The sequence below is a fragment of the Exiguobacterium sp. s166 genome (assembly GCF_018618855.1).
Classification (GTDB): Bacteria; Bacillota; Bacilli; order Exiguobacteriales; family Exiguobacteriaceae; genus Exiguobacterium_A.
Map to the genome: position 1 here is coordinate 156,872 of NZ_JACSMU010000001.1, position 23,275 is coordinate 180,146.

At 48.9% G+C, this 23,275-nt stretch carries 22 protein-coding genes and 1 riboswitch; of the genes, 2 read left to right on the forward strand and 20 right to left on the reverse strand.

The features are described from left to right. Window positions 1–5 precede the first annotated feature (5 nt). The 9 genes from fabG to KNP93_RS00865 all read right to left on the reverse strand — a co-directional run bounded on the left by fabG (window position 6) and on the right by KNP93_RS00865 (window position 9,046). On the reverse strand, window positions 6–737 hold the full coding sequence (fabG, locus tag KNP93_RS00825) for a 3-oxoacyl-[acyl-carrier-protein] reductase (RefSeq protein ID WP_131502602.1): 732 nt from the start codon (window positions 735–737) through the stop codon (window positions 6–8). Then, a complete protein-coding gene (gene fabD, locus KNP93_RS00830) occupies window positions 734–1,654 on the reverse strand; it encodes an ACP S-malonyltransferase (protein WP_131972505.1) in 921 nt (306 codons plus the stop codon). Before fabD ends, fabG begins: the two co-directional genes overlap by 4 nt. A gap of 13 nt (window positions 1,655–1,667) precedes the next feature. Beyond that, the gene (gene plsX / locus KNP93_RS00835) at window positions 1,668–2,663 is read right to left on the reverse strand and encodes a phosphate acyltransferase PlsX (RefSeq protein ID WP_131502604.1); all 996 of its coding nucleotides are present in this window, start codon (window positions 2,661–2,663) and stop codon (window positions 1,668–1,670) included. Further along, window positions 2,660–3,229, reverse strand: coding sequence for a transcription factor FapR (gene fapR / locus KNP93_RS00840; RefSeq protein ID WP_114595475.1), 570 nt, complete (start codon window positions 3,227–3,229; stop codon window positions 2,660–2,662). Before fapR ends, plsX begins: the two co-directional genes overlap by 4 nt. Window positions 3,230–3,314: 85 nt before the next feature. Continuing rightward, a complete protein-coding gene (recG, locus tag KNP93_RS00845; RefSeq protein ID WP_131502605.1) occupies window positions 3,315–5,345 on the reverse strand; it encodes an ATP-dependent DNA helicase RecG in 2,031 nt (676 codons plus the stop codon). Next, window positions 5,329–6,225, reverse strand: a complete 897-nt coding sequence (gene sdaAA, locus KNP93_RS00850) for an L-serine ammonia-lyase, iron-sulfur-dependent, subunit alpha (RefSeq protein WP_026827977.1) — start codon at window positions 6,223–6,225, stop codon at window positions 5,329–5,331. The genes recG and sdaAA overlap by 17 nt, the downstream gene beginning before the upstream one ends. Before the next feature lie 4 nt (window positions 6,226–6,229). Next, window positions 6,230–6,892 carry an L-serine ammonia-lyase, iron-sulfur-dependent subunit beta gene (gene sdaAB / locus KNP93_RS00855; protein ID WP_131972502.1) on the reverse strand — a complete coding sequence of 221 codons (663 nt, stop codon included), beginning with the start codon at window positions 6,890–6,892 and terminating at the stop codon, window positions 6,230–6,232. Between the two features lie 92 nt (window positions 6,893–6,984). Continuing rightward, window positions 6,985–8,658 (reverse strand): DAK2 domain-containing protein, encoded by a 1,674-nt coding sequence (locus KNP93_RS00860; protein ID WP_370528937.1) that lies wholly within the window; start codon window positions 8,656–8,658, stop codon window positions 6,985–6,987. Window positions 8,659–8,683: 25 nt separating this feature from the next. After that, the gene (locus KNP93_RS00865) at window positions 8,684–9,046 is read right to left on the reverse strand and encodes an Asp23/Gls24 family envelope stress response protein (RefSeq protein ID WP_026827974.1); all 363 of its coding nucleotides are present in this window, start codon (window positions 9,044–9,046) and stop codon (window positions 8,684–8,686) included. Between the two features lie 283 nt (window positions 9,047–9,329). Here KNP93_RS00865 and rpmB point away from each other — a divergent pair, with 283 nt between their 5' ends. Continuing rightward, a complete protein-coding gene (rpmB, locus tag KNP93_RS00870) occupies window positions 9,330–9,518 on the forward strand; it encodes a 50S ribosomal protein L28 (protein WP_012370787.1) in 189 nt (62 codons plus the stop codon). A gap of 140 nt (window positions 9,519–9,658) precedes the next feature. Then, window positions 9,659–11,062 carry an amino acid permease gene (locus KNP93_RS00875; protein WP_214852699.1) on the forward strand — a complete coding sequence of 468 codons (1,404 nt, stop codon included), beginning with the start codon at window positions 9,659–9,661 and terminating at the stop codon, window positions 11,060–11,062. Window positions 11,063–11,117: 55 nt separating this feature from the next. On the opposite strand, the gene KNP93_RS00880 is transcribed toward KNP93_RS00875, so the two are convergent. The 11 genes from KNP93_RS00880 to rpoZ form a co-directional block, all read right to left on the reverse strand. Next, the gene (locus KNP93_RS00880) at window positions 11,118–11,726 is read right to left on the reverse strand and encodes a thiamine diphosphokinase (protein ID WP_131502609.1); all 609 of its coding nucleotides are present in this window, start codon (window positions 11,724–11,726) and stop codon (window positions 11,118–11,120) included. Next, window positions 11,726–12,286, reverse strand: a complete 561-nt coding sequence (thiT, locus tag KNP93_RS00885; RefSeq protein ID WP_131502610.1) for an energy-coupled thiamine transporter ThiT — start codon at window positions 12,284–12,286, stop codon at window positions 11,726–11,728. Before thiT ends, KNP93_RS00880 begins: the two co-directional genes overlap by 1 nt. Window positions 12,287–12,350: 64 nt before the next feature. After that, window positions 12,351–12,457, reverse strand: a riboswitch (TPP riboswitch). A 23-nt stretch (window positions 12,458–12,480) separates the two neighbouring features. Beyond that, entirely contained in the window at window positions 12,481–13,137 is a 657-nt protein-coding gene (gene rpe, locus KNP93_RS00890; RefSeq protein ID WP_131502611.1) for a ribulose-phosphate 3-epimerase, read from the reverse strand. 1 nt (window position 13,138) lies between these two features. After that, a complete protein-coding gene (gene rsgA / locus KNP93_RS00895) occupies window positions 13,139–14,044 on the reverse strand; it encodes a ribosome small subunit-dependent GTPase A (protein WP_131972499.1) in 906 nt (301 codons plus the stop codon). Between the two features lie 37 nt (window positions 14,045–14,081). Continuing rightward, on the reverse strand, window positions 14,082–16,007 hold the full coding sequence (gene pknB, locus KNP93_RS00900; RefSeq protein WP_214852704.1) for a Stk1 family PASTA domain-containing Ser/Thr kinase: 1,926 nt from the start codon (window positions 16,005–16,007) through the stop codon (window positions 14,082–14,084). Between the two features lie 2 nt (window positions 16,008–16,009). Continuing rightward, the gene (locus KNP93_RS00905; protein ID WP_131972498.1) at window positions 16,010–16,744 is read right to left on the reverse strand and encodes a Stp1/IreP family PP2C-type Ser/Thr phosphatase; all 735 of its coding nucleotides are present in this window, start codon (window positions 16,742–16,744) and stop codon (window positions 16,010–16,012) included. Window positions 16,745–16,768: 24 nt separating this feature from the next. Next, window positions 16,769–18,109, reverse strand: coding sequence for a 16S rRNA (cytosine(967)-C(5))-methyltransferase RsmB (rsmB, locus tag KNP93_RS00910; protein WP_131972497.1), 1,341 nt, complete (start codon window positions 18,107–18,109; stop codon window positions 16,769–16,771). After that, window positions 18,106–19,491, reverse strand: coding sequence for a methionyl-tRNA formyltransferase (fmt, locus tag KNP93_RS00915; RefSeq protein WP_214852707.1), 1,386 nt, complete (start codon window positions 19,489–19,491; stop codon window positions 18,106–18,108). The genes rsmB and fmt overlap by 4 nt, the downstream gene beginning before the upstream one ends. Window positions 19,492–19,502: 11 nt before the next feature. Next, entirely contained in the window at window positions 19,503–21,827 is a 2,325-nt protein-coding gene (priA, locus tag KNP93_RS00920) for a primosomal protein N' (RefSeq protein ID WP_214852710.1), read from the reverse strand. Then, a complete protein-coding gene (coaBC, locus tag KNP93_RS00925) occupies window positions 21,824–23,014 on the reverse strand; it encodes a bifunctional phosphopantothenoylcysteine decarboxylase/phosphopantothenate--cysteine ligase CoaBC (RefSeq protein WP_131502618.1) in 1,191 nt (396 codons plus the stop codon). The genes priA and coaBC overlap by 4 nt, the downstream gene beginning before the upstream one ends. 56 nt (window positions 23,015–23,070) lie before the next feature. Further along, the gene (gene rpoZ / locus KNP93_RS00930; protein WP_012370799.1) at window positions 23,071–23,274 is read right to left on the reverse strand and encodes a DNA-directed RNA polymerase subunit omega; all 204 of its coding nucleotides are present in this window, start codon (window positions 23,272–23,274) and stop codon (window positions 23,071–23,073) included. Between the last annotated feature and the right edge of the window lies 1 nt (window position 23,275).

Genomic DNA, 23,275 nt, shown 5'->3' on the forward strand with positions numbered 1-23,275 from the left:
TTCACTTACATTGTCATGCCGCCATCGACTGCCAAAGTTTGACCAGTGATGTAACGGGCATTGTCTGACGCGATAAAACTGACAAGCGACGCGATATCTTCCGTCTGACCAAATCGTTTTAACGGAATTTGGTCGAGTGTCTGATTGCGTTGTGTTTCTGTCAATTCATCCGTCATATCGGTTTCAATGAAACCGGGACAAATCGCATTTGCCGTAACGCCTTTGCTCGCCAGTTCACGTGCGACCGACTTCGTAAATCCGATCAGACCGGCTTTTGCCGCCACATAGTTGGCTTGACCCGGGTTACCGGTGATTCCGACGACGGAAGCGATATTGATGATGCGGCCGCTCGATTTCAACAAGGGGCGCGTCGCTGCTTGCGTCACAAGAAACGCACCTTTTAAGTTCGTATTCAGAACGGCGTCAAAATCGGCTTCTTTCATTCGCATCAACAGACCATCCCGCGTGATACCGGCATTGTTGACGACGCAATCCAACTGGCCGTACGTATCCATTGTCGTCTTCAGCAATGCTTTCACCTGTTCAGCGTCTGCAACGTCTGCTTGGACGGCGATGGCTTCACCACCGGCATCAACGATAGATGATACGACTTCTTCTGCTTTTGCTGTATTACCGGCGTAGTTCACGACGATCCGGAATCCGTCTGTCGCCAAACGTTTGGCGATAGCGGCTCCGATTCCGCGTGATGCACCGGTTACGAGTGCTACTTTATTCAACGAATCGCCTCCGCTTCCAATTGTTCAAGTGTCGTGATGCTGACGATCTTGACATCTTTTTTAATCCGCTTGACGAGCCCACTAAGTGGTGACGACGGACCGAATTCGATAAATGTATCCGCACCCTCTTCAATCAATTTTTCCACACAAGATTCAAAACGAACCGGTGAATACAATTGTTGAACCAGTAAACGAATCAATTCATCCGGCTGATCGTGAAAATCACTATCGACGTTCGAGATGAATTTTGTTTTCGCCGCCTGGAAAGGTGAAGAAACCAAGATATCTTCAAATCGTGAGGCGAATGGAGTCATTAACGACGAGTGGAACGCTCCCGATACATCAAGCGGTAGGACACGTTTCGCACCCAACTCTTTTAATTTCGCAGTCGCCACCTCGACAGCTGCAACTTGTCCTGAAATCACGAATTGTCCCGGACAGTTGTAGTTTGCAATTTGGACGATCTCTCCTGTTGCCGCGATGGACTCGACCGCATGATGTGCGGCTTCGACATCGTTCAACCCGATGACAGCTGCCATCGTACCGCCTGTCACTTGATTCATCAGATTACCTCGTTCGCGAACGAGGTAAACCGCTTCACTTGCTGTTAACACAGACGCTGCAACGAGTGCACTGTACTCTCCGACACTATGTCCGAGTACAAAGTCCGGTCGATGACCAAGTGCCGCATAACGATTCGCAAGCAACGTGCTGTGTGCAACGATGGCAGGTTGTGCTATTTCTGTCGGCTTCAAATCTTCTTTTGTCCCCGTCGTCAATAAATCCGTTAAATCGAGACCAATCCGTGTCCCAAGGTCCATCAATGCTTGACGTGACTCTTCATGATGTAGAAGCGTTTGTCCCATTCCTGGCATTTGTGAACCTTGACCTGGAAACATCCAAACTGTTTTACCCATCCGTCTCACCCCTTTAGATTTCTTTCGTTGTCTTTGCCTCGATGATTTTTGTGACTACCTGCTGTTCAACCATTTGTTCTGCTTGTGCCAATGCCCGGCTGAATGCATAGGCATTACTTGAGCCGTGTGCTTTGATGACCGGAGCGGCAATCCCGAACAATCCGGCTCCGCCGTATTCTTCATAGGCAAGCAGTTGTTTCATTTTTTTCAGTTTCGGCTTTAGAATCAAGGCCGCAATTTTTGAACTGAACGAACTCATGAATTGTTCTTTCATGACGCCCATGATCATGCTGGCGGCACCCTCTGTACTCTTTAAGAGCGTATTTCCGGCAAATCCTTCCGTTACGATGACATCCACTTCACCGCTCATCGCTTCTCGCGCCTCAACGTTCCCGACAAAATGGATTGGAGCGGCCTCAAGCAGGGGATATGTCTCTTTCGTCAGTGCGTTCCCTTTACCGGCTTCTGATCCGATATTCAGCAACGCCACTTTTGGCTGTTTGATTCCTCTGACTTGTTCTGCGTAGACCGACCCCATGATCGCATAATCCAAAAGATGTTCTGCTTTTGCATCTGGATTGGCACCGACATCTAAGATGACGACCCCTTTTCCATTTCGTGTCGGGAAAGTCGGCGCTAATGCCGGACGGTCAATTCCTTCGATTCGACCGATCACGAACAATCCGGCTGTCATGAGTGCACCCGTGTTGCCTGCTGAAATCAAAGCATCTGCCTCTTTTGATTTCACCAGGTTTGCAGCCACCACGAGTGAGCTATCTTTCTTGCGACGGATTGCGCGGACCGGCTCGTCTTCCCCGGTAATGACGGATGCAGCGTGGACGATTTTCACACGTGGATCCTTGATGTCATACGAACGTAACTTTAATTCATCGCCGACCAACCGAATTTCAACCTGTTCCGTTGGACGTTCCGCTAAAAATTGGACGACTCCTTCTACGATGGCGCGTGGAGCATGATCTCCTCCCATTGCGTCTACTGCTAAAATCATCTTGACTCCTCCTTACTACTTCGATACACCGTAAATTCACCGATGAACACACACTCATCGCCGACAAAACTCTCGACGTTAATGTCCGATCGTCCATCTTGTCGATGCGAGCTGACGAATGCTTTCGCCACGACACGTTCACCAACGTGGACGGATCGCGTAAACTGGACATTGGCTTTTGTCGTCAAGGCCAGTTCATCATCAATCAGGGCGATTGCCAATGAGTTCGCTTGGGCAAACAAAATATGTCCGCGGGCGATCGCATTTCGGCTGAACGCGTGTTCCGGTAGGATTTCTAAAATCGAAATCGCCGATGTATCCAGTTTCAGGTCAATCATATCACCAATGACTTCATTTTCAGTCAATGTACGCACATCATCTAACCGTTCCGTCGCGACGTGTTTAATACGTTCACGTAGTTCCGGAATCTTCATTTCCATCCGGTCCAGACGAATCGTCTGGATACTGACGTTGAAATGAGTCGCTAATGCTTCATCCGTAATGAACGGATTTTGTTCAATTGTATGCTGTAATTCAGTTTGTCGCTCTTTTTTAGGTACCCGCATGTACGTTCCTCCCACAAGAAGGATGTCTACCATTATCACCTGGTACTAATAGTAGTATATATCCCTTGTTGTTCACTTTCAAGTATTATTCGATTCTTTCTCCGTCCAGCAGTCCCTGCTGTTCGATGTATTGACGTAAAACTGCGTACTCCGGTTGTTGCCAAAAGGCATCGGAACGTAACAGACGAACTGCGTCGTTTCGTGCAGTCTCCATCACTTGGATGTCGAGTGCCGGATCCGTCAGCACGAATCGGGGCAATCCGCTTTGCTCGGTTCCAAAGAAGTTTCCGGCTCCGCGTAATTCCAAATCTTTTTCAGCCAACTTAAATCCGTCGTTTGTCTCTGTCATCGTTTTAATCCGTTCTTTTCCTGTGTCGGAAGACGGATCGGCAATCAGGATACAAAACGATTGGGCTGCTCCCCGCCCGACCCGACCACGTAACTGGTGCAATTGGGCCAAACCAAATCGTTCCGCGTCGTAAATGACGATGATCGAGGCATTCGGGACGTTGACACCGACTTCGACGACGGTTGTCGAAACCAGGACTTGCACTTGATTTTCCTTAAAGGCTTGCATGACGTCGTCTTTTTCTGACGAACTGAGACGACCGTGCATCAATCCGACACGTTGCGTGGAAAACCGTTCTGTCAAAAGCAAATGCAGTTCGATTGCATTTTGAACATCAAGTGATTCAGATTCCTCAATCAGTGGCGTGATGACATACGCTTGATGACCGAGCAGTAACTCTTTTTCGACAAACCCAAAGACACGTTCCATTTGTTCCGGTTTTGCCCAATAAGTTTCAATTTCTTTTCTTCCTGCCGGCATCTCGTCAATGATTGAGACATCCATATCACCAAACACGGAAATCGCAAGTGTCCGTGGAATCGGTGTTGCCGTCATATAAAGAACATCCGCCTTCTCCGCTTTCGCCCGGAGACGTTTTCGTTGTTCGACACCAAACCGGTGCTGTTCATCCGTGATGACAAGATGAAGATCCTTAAAAATGACCGTATCTTGAATCAAGGCATGTGTCCCGACCAACACATCAATTTCCCCTTGCCTTAATGCTTCCAGTAGGAGCACCCGGTTTTTTCCTTTGACGGAGCTCGTCAGTAATCCTACTTTGATTCCCAGCGGCTCGAGCAATGGAGCCAGTGATGAAGCATGCTGTTCCGCTAAAATCTCTGTCGGCACCATCAATGCCCCTTGTTTATTGGCACGGACTGCAGTGAAGAGGGCGATAGCTGCCACTACCGTCTTCCCGCTTCCGACGTCCCCTTGGAGAAGCCGGTTCATCCGTTCCGGTCGATGCATGTCGGCTAAGATTTCTTCCGTCACACGTTGCTGTGCTCCCGTGAGCGGAAAAGGTAACGCTGCGATGAATTGGTCGATTTCTTGCTGGAACAACGGCAAAGCAAGACCTTGTCCCTTTCGTTTTCCGAGACGTAACGTCTGTAACTTCAGTTGGAAGTACAGGCATTCCTCATACACATAACTTCTCCGGGCGGTCGTCAAATCTTGCCGGGTCGTCGGGAAATGCAACCGACGCAACATCGTCATGCGATCAAGTAACCGGTACGTTTTGCGAATGTTATCCGGAACGCGTTCTTCGAGTGTTTCGCTTTCGGCAAAAGCCAGTTCGACAACCCGCCGGAATGTCTTCATCCGCATATCTCCTTTTAGCGAATAGACCGGCGTCAATTCCCCCTCAATCGCTCCGAATTGTAATTCCGTCGCCGAAATCGTCATTCGGTGTAAATCCCATTTGCCACTGACCGTCACTTCTTCGCCGAGTTTTAACTGATCTTTATAAAAAGCACGGTTGAACATCGTCACGGTGACGCTGTAACGGTCTTCGACAAGCAGACGGAATGTGAGCCGGTTTTTTCCTTTTCCATAATAACGGACAAGCGCTTCCGATTGAACCTGCCCCGTGAATTTCACTTTGTCTTCATGGATCGCTTCTGTCAGACTGCCGGTCACAAAATCGTCATAACGAAACGGGACGTGCTCAAGCACGTCCGCAATCGTCAGCATATCCATTTCTTCGAGTTTACGGGCTAAATCACGCCCTACTCCTTTTAGTGCAGTCACTTTACTTAATGGATTCATTCGAGAGTTCCCCAAAGATTTTTGATTCGAGCCAGCGTCCGGTCGGTGTGTTGGCAAGTCCGCCTTTGGCCGTCTCCCGTAAAGCGGATGGCATCATTTGACCGATTTCATACATCGCTCCGATGACTTCATCACACGGAATCCGTGACGTAATACCGGCTAACGCCATATCAGCTGCAACAAGCGCATTCGCTCCGCCCATGGCATTTCGTTTTACACACGGTACTTCGACAAGTCCGGCAACCGGATCACAGACGAGTCCGAGCATATTCTTAAGGGCGATTGCAAACGCATGGGCCGATTGATCGGGTGTTCCGCCCGCCATTTCAACGATTGCCGCCGCCGCCATTGCCGTTGCCGAACCGACTTCCGCCTGACATCCGCCCGCTGCGCCGGAAATGGACGCATTGTTCGCGACAACGAAGCCGAATGCTCCGGATGTAAACAAGAAACGTAGCATCTGTTCGCGACTCGGATTCAAGCGTTCCCGAACTGCGAATAATGTTCCCGGGACGACGCCCGCACTACCAGCCGTCGGTGTTGCACAAATTTTGCCCATCGCGGCATTGACTTCATTCGTTCCAATCGCCTTGCTGACGGCATCTAACAACAGATCACCGGATAAGCCTTGACCGCTCGCCCGGTATCGTTGCAGCAAGACCGCATCGCCGCCGGTCAGACCGGTGACGGACTCGACGCCGTCCCCTGTCAACGAACGTTCGACCGCCGCTTCCATTACTTCGAGATTCCGTTCCATCATCCCGAGGACTTCATCCCGCTCGAGGTGCCTAACGGTCATTTCCTGTTCAATCATGATTTCTGAAATCGGTACATTTTTTTCAGTCGCCAGTGCGACGAGTTCTTTTACGGATTTAAACATCTCTTCACTCTCCCATCATGACAGAACGCTCGACTTGTGGTAACCGGTTGATTTCTTCAAGTACAGCAATCGGCATCCGGTCATCGATTTCTATGGCCATTAATGCCTGTTTACCTTTTTCATGACGCGATACTTCCATGTGTCCGATATTGATTTCATAATCGGCCAAAATACTTGTGACGGCTGCGATCGCACCAAAGCGGTCATGATGCAGGACGATCAAGGCCGGTCCACCGCCTGACAACTTTAACGGCACACCGTTCAACTCGGTAATCTCAATCGTTCCCCCGCCGATTGAAATACCCACGAGTTCAAACTCCGCCTGTCCATCCGTCAAATGAACGCGAGCCGTATTCGGATGGTCCGTCAACGCCTCACTTGTTTCAAAATGAATCCGGATCCCTTTTTGTTCCGCAATCTTAATCGATTCCGGAATCCGGTCGTCAAACGTGTCATAGCCAAGGACACCGCCGATAATGGCGACGTCCGTTCCGTGTCCCCGGTACGTATCCGCAAATGATCCATAAAACGTAATCGTAATATCCGTCGGTTGTTCGCCAAACAGTTTCCCTGCCATTAATCCAATTCGCGCTGCCCCCGCTGTATGCGAACTGGATGGTCCGACCATAATCGGTCCGATGATATCAAATACACTTCGGTACTTCATCTTCTTTTTCCCCTCTCTTCCAACTAAACAAAAATCCCACCTCTATTATCGCAGATGGTGGGATGTGTGAAAAGGTACGTTCACGTTTTATATTATTCGACGCTCAGGATATACGAGTAGAGTGGCTGTTTGCCGTCATGCACTTCTACTTCCGCTTCCGGATTGATGGATTCGATGTAAGCAACAAGTTCGTCAACCTCTGCTTGCGCCACGCCTTCACCAAACAGGACTGTGATGATTTCATCTTCGTCCGTCACGAGTGTGTCAACGAGTTTCTTGACCGCACCGAGACTCGAACGATCCGTTGCGATGATTTGCTTTTCAGCAATCGCCATATGATCATCTTTTTTAATTTCGACACCATCGATACTCGTATCGCGGACGGCATATGTGACTTGACCAGATTTGACTGCTGCGATCGCATCCATCATATGACGTTCGTTTTCAGCGACTGTCGCTTCCGGATTGTAGACGATTGTCGCGGCAAGTCCTTGAGGAACTGTTTTCGATTTCACGACTGTCACACCACAAGAGGCCACTGATGCCGCTTGTTCGGCCGCCATGATGATGTTTGAGTTGTTCGGATAGACATAGACATGTTCCGCATGGGCATCTTCGATCGCTTTAACGATGTCTTCCGTTGACGGGTTCATCGTTTGTCCGCCTTCGATGACGACACTGACACCCAGTGATTTAAAGAGTTCGCTGATTCCTTCACCCATCGCTACCGTCACAAGTGCCGACTGCGCTTTTGCTTTCGTCGCGACTGGAGCTGCCACTTGATTGACGCCCTCTTCTTCAAGGATCGTCGAGTGCTGTTGACGCATGTTTTCGATTTTGACGGCAACGAGTTCACCAAAACGTTGACCTTTCGTGATGACTTCACCCGGTGTTTCGACGTGAACATGGACCTTCAGTAACTCTTCGTCTGCGACGACGAGTAATGAATCCCCGAATTCCGCGAGCTCATTCCGGAAGGTTTCTTCGCTAAATGGTGTTTTCGCCAGTTTATCGTCCTGGAAACGAACCATGATTTCCGTGCAGTAGCCGTAATGAATTTCTTCCGTCGACATGAAGCTTTGAGCCGATTTGTGATGCTCTGCTTCGACGAGTGCTTCCATGACCGGTGCATGCGGTTTTTCAAGTTCTTTCCCTTCAAGTGTCGCAAGGAATCCTTCATAAATACAAACAAGACCTTGACCACCGGAATCGACGACGCCGACTTCTTTAAGTACAGGTAACAAGTCTGGTGTACCTTCAAGTGATACTTTTGACGCTTCAACGATACCGCGCATCAACTCAAGCAGATCGGTCGTTGATTCTGACTGGGCAATGGCTGCAACAGCTGTCTCGCGTGCTACTGTCAAAATCGTTCCCTCGACAGGTTTCATGACTGCTTTATACGCTGTGTCGACCCCTTTTTGCAGGGCATCTGCGAATTCCTTTGTATCAATCGCATCTTTTCCTTCGATTGATTTCGAGAAACCACGGAACAATTGGCTTAAGATAACGCCTGAGTTCCCGCGTGCTCCCATTAAAAGACCACGTGCAAAAACCGTGGCAACTTCTGAGACCGAGTCTGTCGTTGTTTTTGCGGCTTCTTTCGAACCCGATGTCATCGTCAAATTCATGTTTGTTCCCGTGTCACCGTCTGGGACCGGGAAAACGTTCAGCGAATCGACAAAATCCGCATTTTGATAGAGATTCGCTGCGCCATTCTGGATCATCTTGACCAGTTGCGCTCCTGTTAAACGATCTACGCTCACTAAAGTTTCCTCCTCTATTCCCGCCTTAGACATTCGTCAAGCGGACTCCTTGGACAAAAATATTCACAGATGTCACTTCTAAACCAAGTGCCTGGCTGAGTGAATATTTCACACGGCTCTGGACGTTGTTTGCGACTTCTGAGATTTTCGTACCGTAACTCACGATGATATGCATATCGATGTGAACTTGTTCTGATACCTGCCGCACGATGACACCACGGGCAAAGTTTTCGCGTTTCAGCAGTTCAGCCAGTCCGTCTTTGATTTGCGACTGGGATGCCATACCAACGACACCAAAACATTCCATCGCTGCTCCGCCTGCAAGTTGCGCAACGACATCATTGTCTACGTCAATTTTTCCATAAGTCGTTTTCATCTCGATCGCCACTTGAGTAGCCCCCTTTGTTAATTGTGTTCTTCTCATAATTCTACTATAAGGACCTACTATTGAAAAGTCGCCGTACTGACTATACAATGAATATGTGAAAAATAGTAGCGGTCAAATGAACTTTTACCATCATTCTCATTCATTATTTTAAATTTTGAGGTTGTCTGTCAAGTTTTTTTCTTGTCAGCTACTTTTTTTATGTTGCAACCGTCTTAACAGCATGCTAAGATAGCAAAGTGTCTATTAGGACGAACGCAAAACAACATAAAAGGAGGCGGAACACATGGCACGTAAATGCTACGTTACTGGGAAATCGCCGAAGTCGGGAAACAACCGTTCACACGCATTGAACAAAACGAAACGCACTTGGGGAATCAACGTACAAAAAGTACGTATCCTCGTTGACGGTAAACCTAAAAAGGTTTGGGTTTCAGCTCGAGCGCTCAAATCAGGTAAAGTCGAACGCGTATAAGGCGCAGTAACCGGATGGGAATCTTCCCTTCCGGTTCTTTTTTTGTTCTTTTTTTATTTTTCTTATAAACTAATTGTCTGAATAATTGAAAACGCTTACAATAAGTGAGCAGTTATTTTTTTCAAGGGGGAAGGGTCAACATGCAGTTAAAAAGAGAAATGACAAGCCGACATCTCTTCATGATTTCACTCGGAGGGATTATCGGTACGGGACTGTTCCTCGGTTCTGGATTGACGATTTCGCAAGCGGGACCGCTCGGGGCGGTTCTCAGTTACATCGTGGGTGGGACCATCATGTATCTGACGATGTTATGTTTAGGGGAGATGGCTGTCCATATGCCGGTCTCAGGATCTTTCCAAACGTATACGACACGGTTCATCGGACCGGGTATCGGATTTGCCGTCGGTTGGATTTACTGGCTCGGTTGGGCTGTCACGGTGGCGCTCGAAATCACGGCAGCCGGCAGTCTGATGGATCGATGGTTTCCGGATACACCAATCGTCATCTGGTGTGCGATTTTCACCGTCATTTTATTCGGTCTCAATGCGGTCTCCGCAAAAGCCTTCGGGGAGGCTGAGTTTTGGTTCTCGAGCCTGAAAGTCCTGGCCATTCTATTTTTCATCGTGCTCGGGGGAGCGGCTTGGTTTGGCTGGATTGATATGGCGGCAGCACGTCCGGAAAGTTTGTTCGCCAATTTTACTTCAAACGGATTATTCCCGAACGGCGCCCTGGGGGTATTGACGACGATGATTGCCGTCAACTTTGCGTTCCAAGGAACCGAATTGATTGGGGTTGCTGCCGGAGAATCAAACGATCCAGAAAAATCGATTCCAAAAGCAATCCGTAATACCGTTTGGCGGACGTTCATCTTCTTCGTCCTCTCGATTACGATTGTCGGCGCCTTGATTCCTTACGAAACAGCCGGCGGCATCAGCAGTCCGTTCATCATGGTCTTTGATGCCATCGGAATTCCTTATGCAGCTGATTTAATGAACATCGTCGTGTTGACAGCCTTACTGTCGGTCGGGAACTCGGGGTTGTACGCTGCTACTCGGATGTTATGGTCGATGTCACAAGAAGGCATGATTTCGAAAAAACTTGCCATCGTCAACTCACGCGGAGTACCGATGCGCGCTTTGTGCTTTACGATGCTGTTTGCGATGTTATCACTATTGACTGCCTTTTTCGCGGAAGATACCGTCTTCATCTGGTTGTTGTCACTAGCAGGACTCGGTGCGCAAGTCGGTTGGATTTCGATTTCCGCTTCACAGATCGCCTTCCGTCGTCAATTCACCAAAGAGGGACATGCTGTCAGTGAATTGAAATTCAAGACTCCGTTCTTCCCGGTCTTGCCGATTATCTCGTTCTCTTTAAACATGCTTGTACTGATCAGCTTGGCATTCCAAGCGGATCAACGGATTGCGCTGTATATAGGTGTTCCATTCTTCCTCTTGACGTGGGCCTCTTACCACCTGTTCGTCAAAGGAAAACATATTGCGGCTCAAACTGAACGTCAGGCAGCCAGCTCGACATTGGAATCTTAAAAAACTACAAAAAACGTGATCGACTTTTAGGATATCCTAAAGCCGATCACGTTTTTTAGTGGTCTGACAAACTTCTTAAAGCAATCACTTCACCGGTATGCACCGTCACGTTCGCCACTCCGTGATGTGTCCATTCATTGCTGACGGTCAATGATCCGCCGACCGGCACGTCATGATTCGTCAACGGGTACTTGACCCCGCGGAGGGTCAGACATGTCGGAACGAGCGGGATGAAAGAGAGATAGTGAAATCCATCTGCCTCGATCTCATACGTCCCCGGCTGTAAGAAACGAACCTCTTCCCGCTTCGTCATCAAGCGGACTGCCGGAAATTGTTTTAGCAGATAGACGTTTTGAAGCGTCATATCAAGTCGTCCTCCGGTCGCACCGAATATTAACACTTCCGTTGCTTCATACTGTTGACTGACATGTCGTAAAGCCAGTTCCAAGTCGGTCTCATCCTTTTCAGCCGGATGGATGATCGCTCCTTCCGGTTTGTATCCGAGAGAATCAAAGTCCCCAATCGCCAAGTCAAAAGCGAAACCTTGCTGTGCCAACACGGTGACACCTCCGTCAACAGCGATGACAACCGTCTTCTCATCCATAAACGGTTTCAGGGACGGGATGTCTTCCGCCGGACCGGCCGCTACAATCACAACCCGCATCAGACACCCCGTGCTGAATAACGAAGAAGTCGTGGTGCTGTCGTAAACAGGAGTCCTGCGACAATACCACATAACAGATACGATGGAACCATATACGTCGCGTTATAGATCAACGAATACGGGACGACCGGACCTTCCGCATACTCAGCGAAGAACACGATTCCACTAATGACGTGACAGACATAACGGAAACCTGCACCAAGCAATGTCGCACCTAGTACAATCGCCATTAGACGGCCATTTTTCCCGGCTGCTGCTGCTTTTTTGACTTGCCGTGCGAACAGTCCGCTCAGCCCGACGACTCCAAACGCGATCGTATAATCGAGTAACGGCTGGACGACCGTCAGGATTTGTGGAGCGAACATCAGTTGAATCGTTCCGACGAGCGCTCCCGTCACGACCCCACCGACAACGCCGTGACGAAACGCCATGACGAAAATCGGTAACATCGCTAAACTAATTGAACCACCTTGCGGCATTTTAAATGGGATCAATAAATCGAACACCACACCAAGACTTGCAAAGATTGCAATTTCCATTAACATTTGTAGCCGTTTCATCCTTTTTTCCTCCTAAAAAATAAAATCGCAGGACGGCAAAAAGGCAGTACGACGAACGCCGTACTGCCTGCGTGCGCCACATCCCTACGTCCGTCTGAACGGAACAGGTTCGAAGGGTTAAAGTCCAATCACTTCTCTCAGCCGCTTGACGCGACACCCCTTGCGGTCATCATTTAATTTTGATTCTGCCCCTATTATACGTGAGCAGCATTCCGAATACTAGTGATTGCTTCTGAATAATCCGGTGCATTGTAGATAGCGGAACCTGCAACAAGTACGTTTGCCCCATTCTCGATACATAATTTTGCTGTTTCCGCATTGACTCCACCATCGATTTCAATCTCGAAGGATAGATTTTGTTCTGCTTTCATTGCAGCCAGTTGATTTAATTTCTTCATCACACCTGGAATGAACGCTTGTCCGCCGAATCCCGGATTGACCGTCATCAATAAGACCATGTCCACATCTTCAAGCACGTGTTCGATCGTCGACAGCGGCGTATGCGGGTTGAGTACTACTCCTGCTTTCGCTCCAGCTGCTTTGATTTGTTGCAACACACGATGGACATGATTCGTCGCCTCCACGTGGAAGGTTACGATATCAGCACCTGCTGCAACGAAGGATTCGACAAAGTTTTCCGGACGATCAATCATGAGATGGACGTCGAGAACCATATCTGTTTTTTGACGTAAACTGCTTAATACAGGGAGTCCAAAGGAAATGTTCGGAACAAATTGACCATCCATGACATCAAAATGGATATAATCGGCTCCCGCCGCTTCAACTGCTTTGACATCCCGCTCTAAATTTGCAAAATCTGCTGATAAGATTGATGGTGCGATTTTAATCATCTTAATACCTCCGCGTCCGATTCTTGATTTCCTCTACAAACATACCATAATTCGTATACCGGGAAGCCATGATTTCATGGGCCTCGACGGCTTGTTTAACGGCACAACCGGGCTCATTCAAGTGCAGACAGCCACGGTACTTGCATTCGTCCTGTAAAGCAACAAATTCAGGGAAACACCATCGTAACTCCTCGAGTTCCATTTCGTGCGGAAAATCGAGATTCGAAAATCCCGGGGTATCTGCAATTAAGCCTTCGCCAAGCGGGATCAATGTCACATGACGGGTAGTATGGCGTCCACGACCAAGTGCCTTCGAAATATGACTCGTTTCCAGTGCCAACGAAGGTTCCAAGGCATTCAACAACGAACTTTTCCCTACACCGGATTGTCCGGCCAGGACACTCGTTTTATCTTTTAACAACGGACGGACAGATTCGACTCCGGCCAATGTCTCACTTGAAGTTTCGATGACGTGATATCCGATGGTCCGGTAAGCGGCAATGGCTTCCAATACCCCTTGTTCGGCTTCACCTTGTAACAAGTCCATCTTCGTCAAGATGATGATCGGTTGAATTTCCTTTGCTTCAATCAACACTAAAAACCGGTCCAACAGATGGGCAGAAAAATCAGGTTCTGCTGCCGATACGACCAACAAAGCTTGATCGATATTGGCAACTGGTGGGCGGACCAAGAAATTTTGACGGTCTTTTACTTCCAGGATATATCCGGTCTCACTTTCGATGTGTAACACGACTTCATCGCCGACGACAGGGCTGATGCCCCGTTTTCTGAAATTACCGCGTGCCCGTGAACGGATTTCACCTTGAGGCGTCATGACATCATAAAAGCCACCCTGTAAACGGATAATCGTTCCATCCCGATTATCTTCAATTCGATTTTCTGCCATCCTATGCCCTCCTTTGTCAGGATTAACGTCCTGCTCGTTATTCTTGTGATTTTGCCTGATTGTACGTAATCGTCTTCGCCCGGTAAACTTCGTCATCTTTATAAATCGTAATCTTGCCTTCTTCTCCCGGATCAATCGTCAATGGAACATCAAACGTTTCATCCTGATCAATCGATTCTTCGATGACGGTTCGTTTTCCTTTGGCATCTTCCGTCTCAATCCGGACGAGTTGACGTGGCGCAGGCTCCTCGTCTTCACTGACGCCATCATAGACTACTTTCTCGGGGAACGTCGCCGTGATGGTCTTTTCTTCCTCTCCGCGAGAAACAAAGACCGTTACCGAATCGTTCGGTTCGACTTGCGCACCGGCTTGCGGATATTGACGAATGACCTGATCGAGCGCGACCTCACTTGAGAACTCCTGTTCAAACGTCCCGTCCAGTCCCATCTCATCCAAATAAGCTTTTGCTTCAGCACTCGATAAGTCAGTCAAATCTTTCAGAACGAATACGGGTGATCCATTTGAGACCGTGATGGTAATCATCTGTTCTTTCGCGATGACTTCCGTTCCAGCTGAAATGGATTGCCGGATGACATTCCCACGTTTGATGTCTTCAGAGTCTTCCCGTTCGACATCCACTTTTTCAAAACCGCTGTCCTTTAAGATGGCGATCGCTTTTTTCTCTGTCTCATCTGAGACGTCCGGCACCTCGACCGGATCGCTTCCTGTCGAAACGATCAAATCCACCGTCGATCCTTTTTTAACCGTCGCCTGTTCACGCGGTGACTGACTGATGACGAACCCTTCTTCCACCGTATCACTTGAGCGTTCGGTCGATTCCACGATGAATCCCATTTTTTCAAGCTTCGTTTCCGCGTCGTCGGCATCTTTCCCCGTTACATCCGGAACGACGACCGTCGGGTCAGGCCACATGGCAAAAGTCGTTGCGGCTCCAGCCATTATGAATAACAACAATAAGATGATCCACCACGCACGTTTCTTTTTCTTTTCTGGTTTTGACATGACGGTAGCGACCTTCGGAACCGGTGCTGTGTGTTCGATGTCTGCTGTTGGCAGGGACACTGGACTGAGCACCATCGTTTTTTCCATCAAATCGTCACCGCGAATGCCTTCACTTGCCCGTTCAGCTGACATCGCGGTCACCATGTCTTCTTTGAAGGCAGCGACCGTTTGTTGCCGATCATGCGGCGCTTTCGAGAGAGCTTGCATGATGCAATTTTCTAAAGCTTGCGGCACAGCCGGATTTAACGAGGTCGGACGACGGGCAGTATCTTGCAGATGTTTCAGTGCGACAGCAACCGGTGAATCGCCTTCAAACGGAACTTGCCCCGTCACGAGTTCGTACAAAACGGCTCCCAGCGAATAAATATCTGATTTTTCATCCGCAAATTTTCCTTTTGCCTGTTCCGGCGAAAAGTAATGCACGGATCCAAGGACTGACATCGTGTGGGTCAGGGTCGCATTCGACATGGCGACCGCAATGCCGAAATCGGTCACCTTGACAGTCCCATCCTCACGGACCAGCATATTTTGCGGTTTGATATCGCGATGAATAATCCGGTGTGCATGGGCATGATCAATTGCATCACAAATTTGGCTGATGATGTCAATCGCTTTTGCGACCGGCAATGCTCGCCCTTCACAATACGTTTTCAGTGTCATGCCATCAATATATTCCATTACGATATAATAAATCGCTTCTTCTTCTCCTACGTCATAAACCGCGACGATGTTGGGATGATTTAAACTCGTCGCAGCATGTGCCTCTCGTTCAAATCGACGGATGAATTGTTCATCATGCGAAAACTCTGTACGTAAAATTTTGATTGCGACAGTTCGATTCAAGATTTCATCATATGCCTGATAAACGTTTGCCATCCCGCCATTTCCAACTAACCGTTCTATGCGGTAGCGGTCGTTCAATCGATCTCCGTAACGCATATTCAGATCCTCTCTCTTTCTTTAAAACGGATTGCAGCAATCGTAATGTTGTCTGCGCCTCCCCGGTCATTCGCCTCGGACACGAGACGTTCGACAATCGTATCGAGCGGTGCATCTTCTTGAAGCAACCGCTCGATAACTTCATGAGGCACCTCATCCGACAAGCCGTCGCTGCACACTAACACGATATCATAGTCCGGTGCATCCCGGACTTGAATGTCGACATCCACGGACTCGTTCGAACCGACGGATCGTGTAATGACATTACGACGGGGATGATTTTCAAGCTCTGCTTCCGATAATTCCCCTAATTGTTTGAGCATGTTGACATAGGAATGGTCATCCGTCAGCTGTTTTAATTGTCCTTCTTCCAGGGCATAGACGCGGCTGTCCCCTACGTGTCCAATGACAAGTAAATCATCCGACCAGCAGACACAGGCCATCGTCGTGCCGACAATCGACAAATTTTCGACTTGAGAAAAACGTTGAATCTGCGCATTGGCTTCTTTCACTAATCGTTCAATCCAGGAAGATAACTCCATCGGGCGGTTTGGCATATCTGCGTATGCTTCGGCAAAAATCTGCTTGACGATGGCACTCGCCGTTTCACCGGCTGCATGTCCCCCCATGCCGTCAGCGACGACAGCTAATCCTTGTGTCGCATCGCCTACCAATAAGACCGTGTCCTCATTTTTTGAACGGACCTTTCCAGTCGTCGTCAAATAAGCTAACTCCATACCCGTCCTCCTCATCGTTTTTTATTATCCTGTTGGTTCATTCACTTTTTTGAATGCAGCGATATAAAAACCATCTGTACCAAGTGATGTCGGGAGTAATTTTAATTCAGCCCGTTCACCAATCAGCGATTGAACGGCTTCCGGCATCCGTGTTTTGAATGTCTCGTCAAAAACAAATCCTTGGCTGAGAATATAGTCCGTTTGCTGCTCATTTTCGAGCGGATCCATCGTACAGGTTGAATAAACGAATGTTCCATCCAGTTTGACCAGCGGAAGAACCGCTTCCAGAATCTGCCGCTGAATGACCGGCAACTGCGTTAAGTCTTCCGGACGTTTCGTCCACTTGATATCGGGTTTCCGGCGAATGACACCGAGTCCCGAACACGGTGCGTCGACCAACACCCGGTCAAACGACGCCTCCTCAAAACGTGTTCCCGCTTGACGGGCATCCAGTGCTTCCGCCTGAACATTTTCAAGTCCAAGACGAACTGCCTGTTTTTCTAGTAATTTCACTTTGTGTGGATGAAGATCCAGTGCCAACAACGAGCCGCTCGCCAAACCTTCCGCGATATGCATCGCTTTCCCGCCTGGGGCCGCACAGCTGTCCAAGACACGGTCTGTTGGTTGTGCGCCTAACGCTGCAGCAACCAGCATCGAACTTTCGTCCTGGAGCGACAGGTAACCACGTTCCAATAAATCCGTCTGTTGCACACTGCCACTGATGATTTCTAGACCGTCTGGTGCCGCATGGGCTGGTTTCGCACTGACGCCCTGGGCTTCCAGTAATTCAATCGCTTCTTGTCTGTCTGTCCGGGTCCGGTTGACACGTACGGTAACGGGGGCCGGTTCATTGTTCAGTCGGCACATCTGCCACGTTTCTTCTTCTCCGAATAATTCAATCCACCGTTCGACGAGCCATGCCGGATGGCTTGTTTCGATACTGATTCGGTCGACCACTGAAGGAATCGCTGAGAAATCAGGTTTTTCTTGTCGAAGGACGTTCCGCAACACACCGTTAACAACTTTCGCGATATGCGGTTTACCTCGTGTCTTGGCAATCTCGACTGCCTCGTTGATGACGGCGTGATCCGGAATCCGGTCGAGATAAAACAGTTGATAGACACTCATCCGTAATAACGGACGCATGAATGGGTCCAGCTTCTTTTGTTTCGTTAAGAACGGTTCTAAAATATAGTCGAGTGTCAATTCACGGCTGAGCGTTCCGTACACCAGTTCCGTATATAAGCCGACATCCGCTTTTGAGATAGCACGTTTTTCAAGCATCTGGTGGACGGAAATCGTGGAGAAAGCCCCACCTTGACCAATTTTTAATAAAGTTGTTACTGCTGCATCTCTGACATTCATGCTTGTTCGCCTACTTTCTGTCCAATCGTCAATGTCTGTCCGACACCACGCATAAATGTGGCACCGTCCATCCGTTTTTTTCCGGCCGGTTGTACATCTACTAATTTCAATGCGACATCAGATCCGGTTGCGATGACCGGTCCGTCGGCTTCGAGGGCAATGATTTCGCCCGCCGGTCCGTGACCCGGGACTTTTTCAGCAAAGTAGACTTTCAGACGGTCTGAACCAAGCATCGTATACGCACTCGGGAAGGGATTCATTCCGCGAATTTGATTGTATAACGCTTCTCCGGGACGTGAAAAATCAAGTCGTTCCCGTTCCCGGCTGATATTCGGAGAAAACGTGACGTCTTCCTCCCGTTGCGCTTCCGGTGTCAACGTACCTGCAATCAACTGCGGTAATGTTTCGATTAATAATCGGGCACCGGCAGCACTGAGCTTGTCAAACATCGTTCCGACCGTGTCACGCTCTTCAATCGGTACGATGATTTTTGATAACATATCTCCAGCATCCAACCGGTCCACCATATACATGATCGTGACTCCCGTTTCCGTTTCACCATCGATGATGGCTTGATGAATCGGAGCGCCGCCGCGATACTTCGGCAACAAGGACGCATGGACATTAATCGCACCATATCGCGGTGCTTCAAGCACGGCCGTCGGAACGATTTGTCCGTAAGCAGCGGTAATGATCAAGTCCGGTTTCAAATCGAGCAAGTCTTGATAATCTTCCCGGATTTTAACGGGTTGTAAGACAGGAATGTCGTGAGCCAGCGCAACTTCCTTCACCGGTGTTGGTTTGATTTCACGTTTGCGTCCAACGGGTTTATCCGGCTGAGAGACGACACCGACGACATCATAACCGGCATCAATCACTTCACGGAGCGTATTTGCGGCAAAGTCCGGCGTCCCCATGAAGACGACGCGAGGGGATGCTTCTGTTTCGACTAATTTATCCGTAAACAATACACCGTCCAGATGATCCATTTCGTGCTGAATCGCCCGTGCAAAAAAACCATTCGCCTTAATTTTGACACTCCGTCCTAGACGGTCTTGTGATTTGACAACGATTTGCTCAAACCGTTCGACCGGTCCGAAAATTCCCGGCATGCTCAAACATCCTTCGTCATCGATTTCTGAACCGGATGCTTCGATAATTTCCGGGTTAATCAGCTCGATTGGTCCCGTTTCATCATCCGTATGGACGACGGCGACACGAATCGGCTGATTGATTTGCGGCGCAGCGAGTCCGACGCCGTCATATTCGTACATCGTATCGAACATACGATCAATCATTTTCCCTAATTTCTTATCAAACTTCGTTACTCGTTGGCATTTTTGACGCAATACTTCATTTGGTACTTCTACAACTTTATACATAGTTTGCCACCTCACATGAATACAAATGGATTTAAATCCACTGTTACTTGGACTTTTTGTTTGATGCGTAATGCAAGCATCGCACGGAGTGCCTCCCGTACTTCTTCTTGACCTTTATGTTTTAAAATCACCTGTTGGCGATACATGTTTTTCAACCGTGCGAGCGGGGCTTCGAGCGGACCGTTGACAATTAAATCGTCTGATTCCAAATGCCGAAGTTGTCCGGCAATCGCTTCTGCTTCCGCTTGGGCTTCAAGCGGATGGGCCGCTGAAATCGTGATCAATCCTAAAAACCAGAAGGGCGGGTGCCCCCCTAACTTGCGCAACTGCATTTCCCGCTTATAAAATGCTTCATAGTCATGCCGTTTTGCCGTCTGGATGACGTAATGATCCGGGTTATACGTCTGGATGATCGATTGCCCGGCAAGTGCTCCCCGACCGGCCCGCCCTGAAACCTGTGTGATCAACTGAAACGTTCGTTCACTCGCCCGAAAATCGGGAATTCCGAGTGTGGCATCCGCAGCAATGACACCGACCAGTGTCACATTCGGAAAATCAAGTCCTTTTGCAATCATTTGTGTCCCGAGCAAAATATTTCCTTCGCCGCGCTCAAACGCATTTAGTAATTTTTCATGCGCCCCTTTACGTGACGTCGTGTCTTGATCCATCCGAATGATTTTGGCTTCCGGAATTAAATGTGCCAGTTCTTCTTCGATTTTTTGCGTTCCGGTACCGAACTGCCGAATTTTTTTCGATTCACACGACGGACACGTTTTCGGCATCGCTGCTTCAAATCCACAATAATGACACTTCAGACAATCTTGGTGTTGATGATAAGTCAGATTGACAGCGCAATGAGGACATTGAAGCGTTTCTCCACAATCCCGGCACAGCACGAATGTCGTGTATCCCCGTCGATTGAGGAGCAAGACCGTCTGTTCGCCCCGCTCGATGCGCTGTTTGATTCCTTCGACAAGCGCGAGGCTGAACGGCGTTCGATTGCCGCGTTCTAGTTCTTTTCGCATATCGATGATCTCGACCGGTGGAAGTTCGCCTCCGAATCGTTCTGTCAGAGGGAGGTAACGATAGACCCCTTTCTGAGAGCGTGCATACGTCTCTAGAATCGGCGTCGCACTTCCAAGGACGACGGGACATTTATGGTATGCCGCTCGCCATGTTGCCACGTCCCGGGTATGATACCGCGGATTTTCTTCTTGTTTATAGGTCGTTTCATGTTCTTCGTCTAAAATGATCACACCGATGTTCGTTAACGGTGCAAAAATCGCAGATCGTGCTCCGACGACGACGTCCACTTCTCCATGCGAAATCTTGCGCCATTCATCGTATTTTTCACCTAACGACAACCCGCTGTGAAGCACGGCGACACGGTCACCGAACCGTCGTTTAAAACGTTTGACCATCATCGGTGTCAAACTGATTTCCGGTACGAGCAGAATGGCTTGGCGTCCCCGTTCAAGCATGGTATGAATCGATTCGAGATACACTTCCGTTTTCCCGCTCCCGGTCACCCCATGGAGTAAAAACGTATTCGTTTCATCCGGTGCCGTAATCGCATCGACGGCATCCTGCTGGTGCGTCGTCAACGTAGAAGGAACAAAGATATCCTGGACAAGATGTTCATACGGATTCCGGTTCACATCAATCGTCTCAACCGTAATGACGCCTTTTTTCTCCAGACTATTGAGAATGCTGACGGTCAAATCGAGTTCGTGCATCACTTCACTCCATAACACCTCCGGACGTTCCATCAGATAATCACGAAACAGGATCTGCTTGGTAGCTTGTTTTGATAATTCAATCGTCTCATCAAGCAGGCGGATCCGTTTGTCCGTTTTAGAGGTTTTCTTTTCTTTGACAACCGGTTGGAGGTGCACCTCTCCCTTTTGAGCAGCTACTAAAATCTGTTGCTGGACCTCACTCGGAAACTGGCTGATTTTCTTCTGATTCCAGTGAACCAGTCGCGGGTCTTCCGCCAAAATCAGTTTATCATAACTGACTTTCAAAGCAGCAGGTAACATCGCGAGGAGCGCTGTCGCCTGATAGCAAAGTGTCGTCTCTGATAAATAACCCGACAGTCGAAGTAATTCTTCCGTATACGTCGGGGTCTCATCGAGAACACGTACGATCGGTTTGATTCGTGCGAGATCGGTCTCATCCTTCACGGCTACGACGATTCCGAGTAAGGAGCGCGGACCAAACGGAACTTCGACACGCATACCGGGAACGACGAGATCACGCCATAAATCCGGTACTTCATAGTCAAATGGCCGATCGACCGTCGCAGCGGCGACATCGACGATGACTTCAGCAATCATCGTAAGGCCTCCGCGAACTGTTCGATTAATGCGGTTGCTAATCGGGTCTTCGATTGTTGATCGTAATGGACGGCTCCATTACTTTTACCGTAGACCGTGACTTGATTTTCATCACTTGAAAAACCGATATCCGAACGTGAGACATCATTCGCCACGATGAAATCCGCCTGTTTTCGAATTAATTTTTGTTTCGCATGTGTTTCCAGGTTTTCCGTCTCTGCTGCAAAACCAACTAAAATCTGTTTGGTCTTCCGCTCACCAAGTGTTCGTAAGATATCAGTCGTCTCTTCCAGTTCAATCCGTAATGGTCCGTCGATTTTCTTTTGTTTGCGATCATACTGGACAGTCGGGCGATAATCTGCGACCGCCGCTGCCATGATGACCAAGTCTTGTTTGTCATAGACGGCTAACATCGCTTCGAGCATCTCCTCACCGGATTCGACAGCAATCGTCGTCATACCGGTCGGCACTGTCCCACGGACCGGACCGTGAACAAGTGTGACGGTCGCTCCGGCATCCCGAGCCGCTTCCGCAAGCGCGATGCCCATCTTTCCAGATGAATCGTTCGTCAAATAACGAACCGGATCAATTCGTTCCACCGTCGGACCGGCACTGATCAAGACATGACGATTTCCCAGTTTTTTGGTTTCGAAAAGACCGGATAATGTCTCGACCAATTCTTCCGGTTCAGGCAACCGCCCTTTTCCGACCCAACCGCATGCCAAATTCCCGACGCCGGGTGCAATCAAATGGACTCCGTCTGCCATCAGCCGGTCCATATTTCGTACCGTCGCCGGATGTTCGAGCATATTGACGTTCATCGCCGGAGCGACAACGACGGGACAAGTCGCAGCCAAGATGGTCGTCGTGATAAAATCGTCGGCAATCCCGTGGGCAAGTTTCGCAATCAGATTCGCTGTTGCAGGAGCAACGACAATCAAATCGGCTTCATCTGCTAAATCGATGTGGGCAATCTTGGATGCATCATGCTCAATGAAGACATCATCATAGACCGGTTTCCGCGTCAGTGCGGCAAACGTCGTTTTCCCGACGAATTGTTGGGCATTCTTCGTCATCGCGACTTGAACGTTCGCTCCGGCCTGAACGAGCTTCGATGCCAAGGCCGCTGCTTTATATGAAGCGATTCCGCCTCCGACACATAATAGGATGTTACGATTCGTTAGCATGATGAATTCCTCCTTATTGAAAAAAACAGCCACAATGAGGAGTGGCTGCTTCAAAATTAGTCTTGCGGTTGGTTCGTAACCACGACTTCACCAGAAAAGAGTTCTTCGAGCGCTTTTCCGACTGGTTTGTATGATTTCGGGTTCGCTACTTTCACGCGTTTCCCGTCTTGGATTTGACGCGCACGTTTTGCTGCAACCGTCACGATTGTGTATTTCGAAGGGACCGTCTTTTGAAGCTTGTCTACTGATGGATATAACATG

Coding starts and splice junctions, on each gene's coding strand:
- fabD (WP_131972505.1), bottom strand. CDS start 1,654: ATGGGTAAAACAGTTTGGATGTTTCCAGGTCAAGGTTCACAAATGCCA.
- plsX (WP_131502604.1), bottom strand. CDS start 2,663: ATGATTTTAGCAGTAGACGCAATGGGAGGAGATCATGCTCCACGCGCC.
- fapR (WP_114595475.1), bottom strand. CDS start 3,229: ATGCGGGTACCTAAAAAAGAGCGACAAACTGAATTACAGCATACAATT.
- recG (WP_131502605.1), bottom strand. CDS start 5,345: ATGAATCCATTAAGTAAAGTGACTGCACTAAAAGGAGTAGGGCGTGAT.
- sdaAA (WP_026827977.1), bottom strand. CDS start 6,225: ATGTTTAAATCCGTAAAAGAACTCGTCGCACTGGCGACTGAAAAAAAT.
- sdaAB (WP_131972502.1), bottom strand. CDS start 6,892: ATGAAGTACCGAAGTGTATTTGATATCATCGGACCGATTATGGTCGGA.
- rpmB (WP_012370787.1), top strand. CDS start 9,330: ATGGCACGTAAATGCTACGTTACTGGGAAATCGCCGAAGTCGGGAAAC.
- KNP93_RS00875 (WP_214852699.1), top strand. CDS start 9,659: ATGCAGTTAAAAAGAGAAATGACAAGCCGACATCTCTTCATGATTTCA.
- KNP93_RS00880 (WP_131502609.1), bottom strand. CDS start 11,726: ATGCGGGTTGTGATTGTAGCGGCCGGTCCGGCGGAAGACATCCCGTCC.
- thiT (WP_131502610.1), bottom strand. CDS start 12,286: ATGAAACGGCTACAAATGTTAATGGAAATTGCAATCTTTGCAAGTCTT.
- rpe (WP_131502611.1), bottom strand. CDS start 13,137: ATGATTAAAATCGCACCATCAATCTTATCAGCAGATTTTGCAAATTTA.
- rsgA (WP_131972499.1), bottom strand. CDS start 14,044: ATGGCAGAAAATCGAATTGAAGATAATCGGGATGGAACGATTATCCGT.
- pknB (WP_214852704.1), bottom strand. CDS start 16,007: ATGCGTTACGGAGATCGATTGAACGACCGCTACCGCATAGAACGGTTA.
- KNP93_RS00905 (WP_131972498.1), bottom strand. CDS start 16,744: ATGGAGTTAGCTTATTTGACGACGACTGGAAAGGTCCGTTCAAAAAAT.
- rsmB (WP_131972497.1), bottom strand. CDS start 18,109: ATGAATGTCAGAGATGCAGCAGTAACAACTTTATTAAAAATTGGTCAA.
- fmt (WP_214852707.1), bottom strand. CDS start 19,491: ATGTATAAAGTTGTAGAAGTACCAAATGAAGTATTGCGTCAAAAATGC.
- priA (WP_214852710.1), bottom strand. CDS start 21,827: ATGATTGCTGAAGTCATCGTCGATGTCGCCGCTGCGACGGTCGATCGG.
- coaBC (WP_131502618.1), bottom strand. CDS start 23,014: ATGCTAACGAATCGTAACATCCTATTATGTGTCGGAGGCGGAATCGCT.
- rpoZ (WP_012370799.1), bottom strand. CDS start 23,274: ATGTTATATCCATCAGTAGACAAGCTTCAAAAGACGGTCCCTTCGAAA.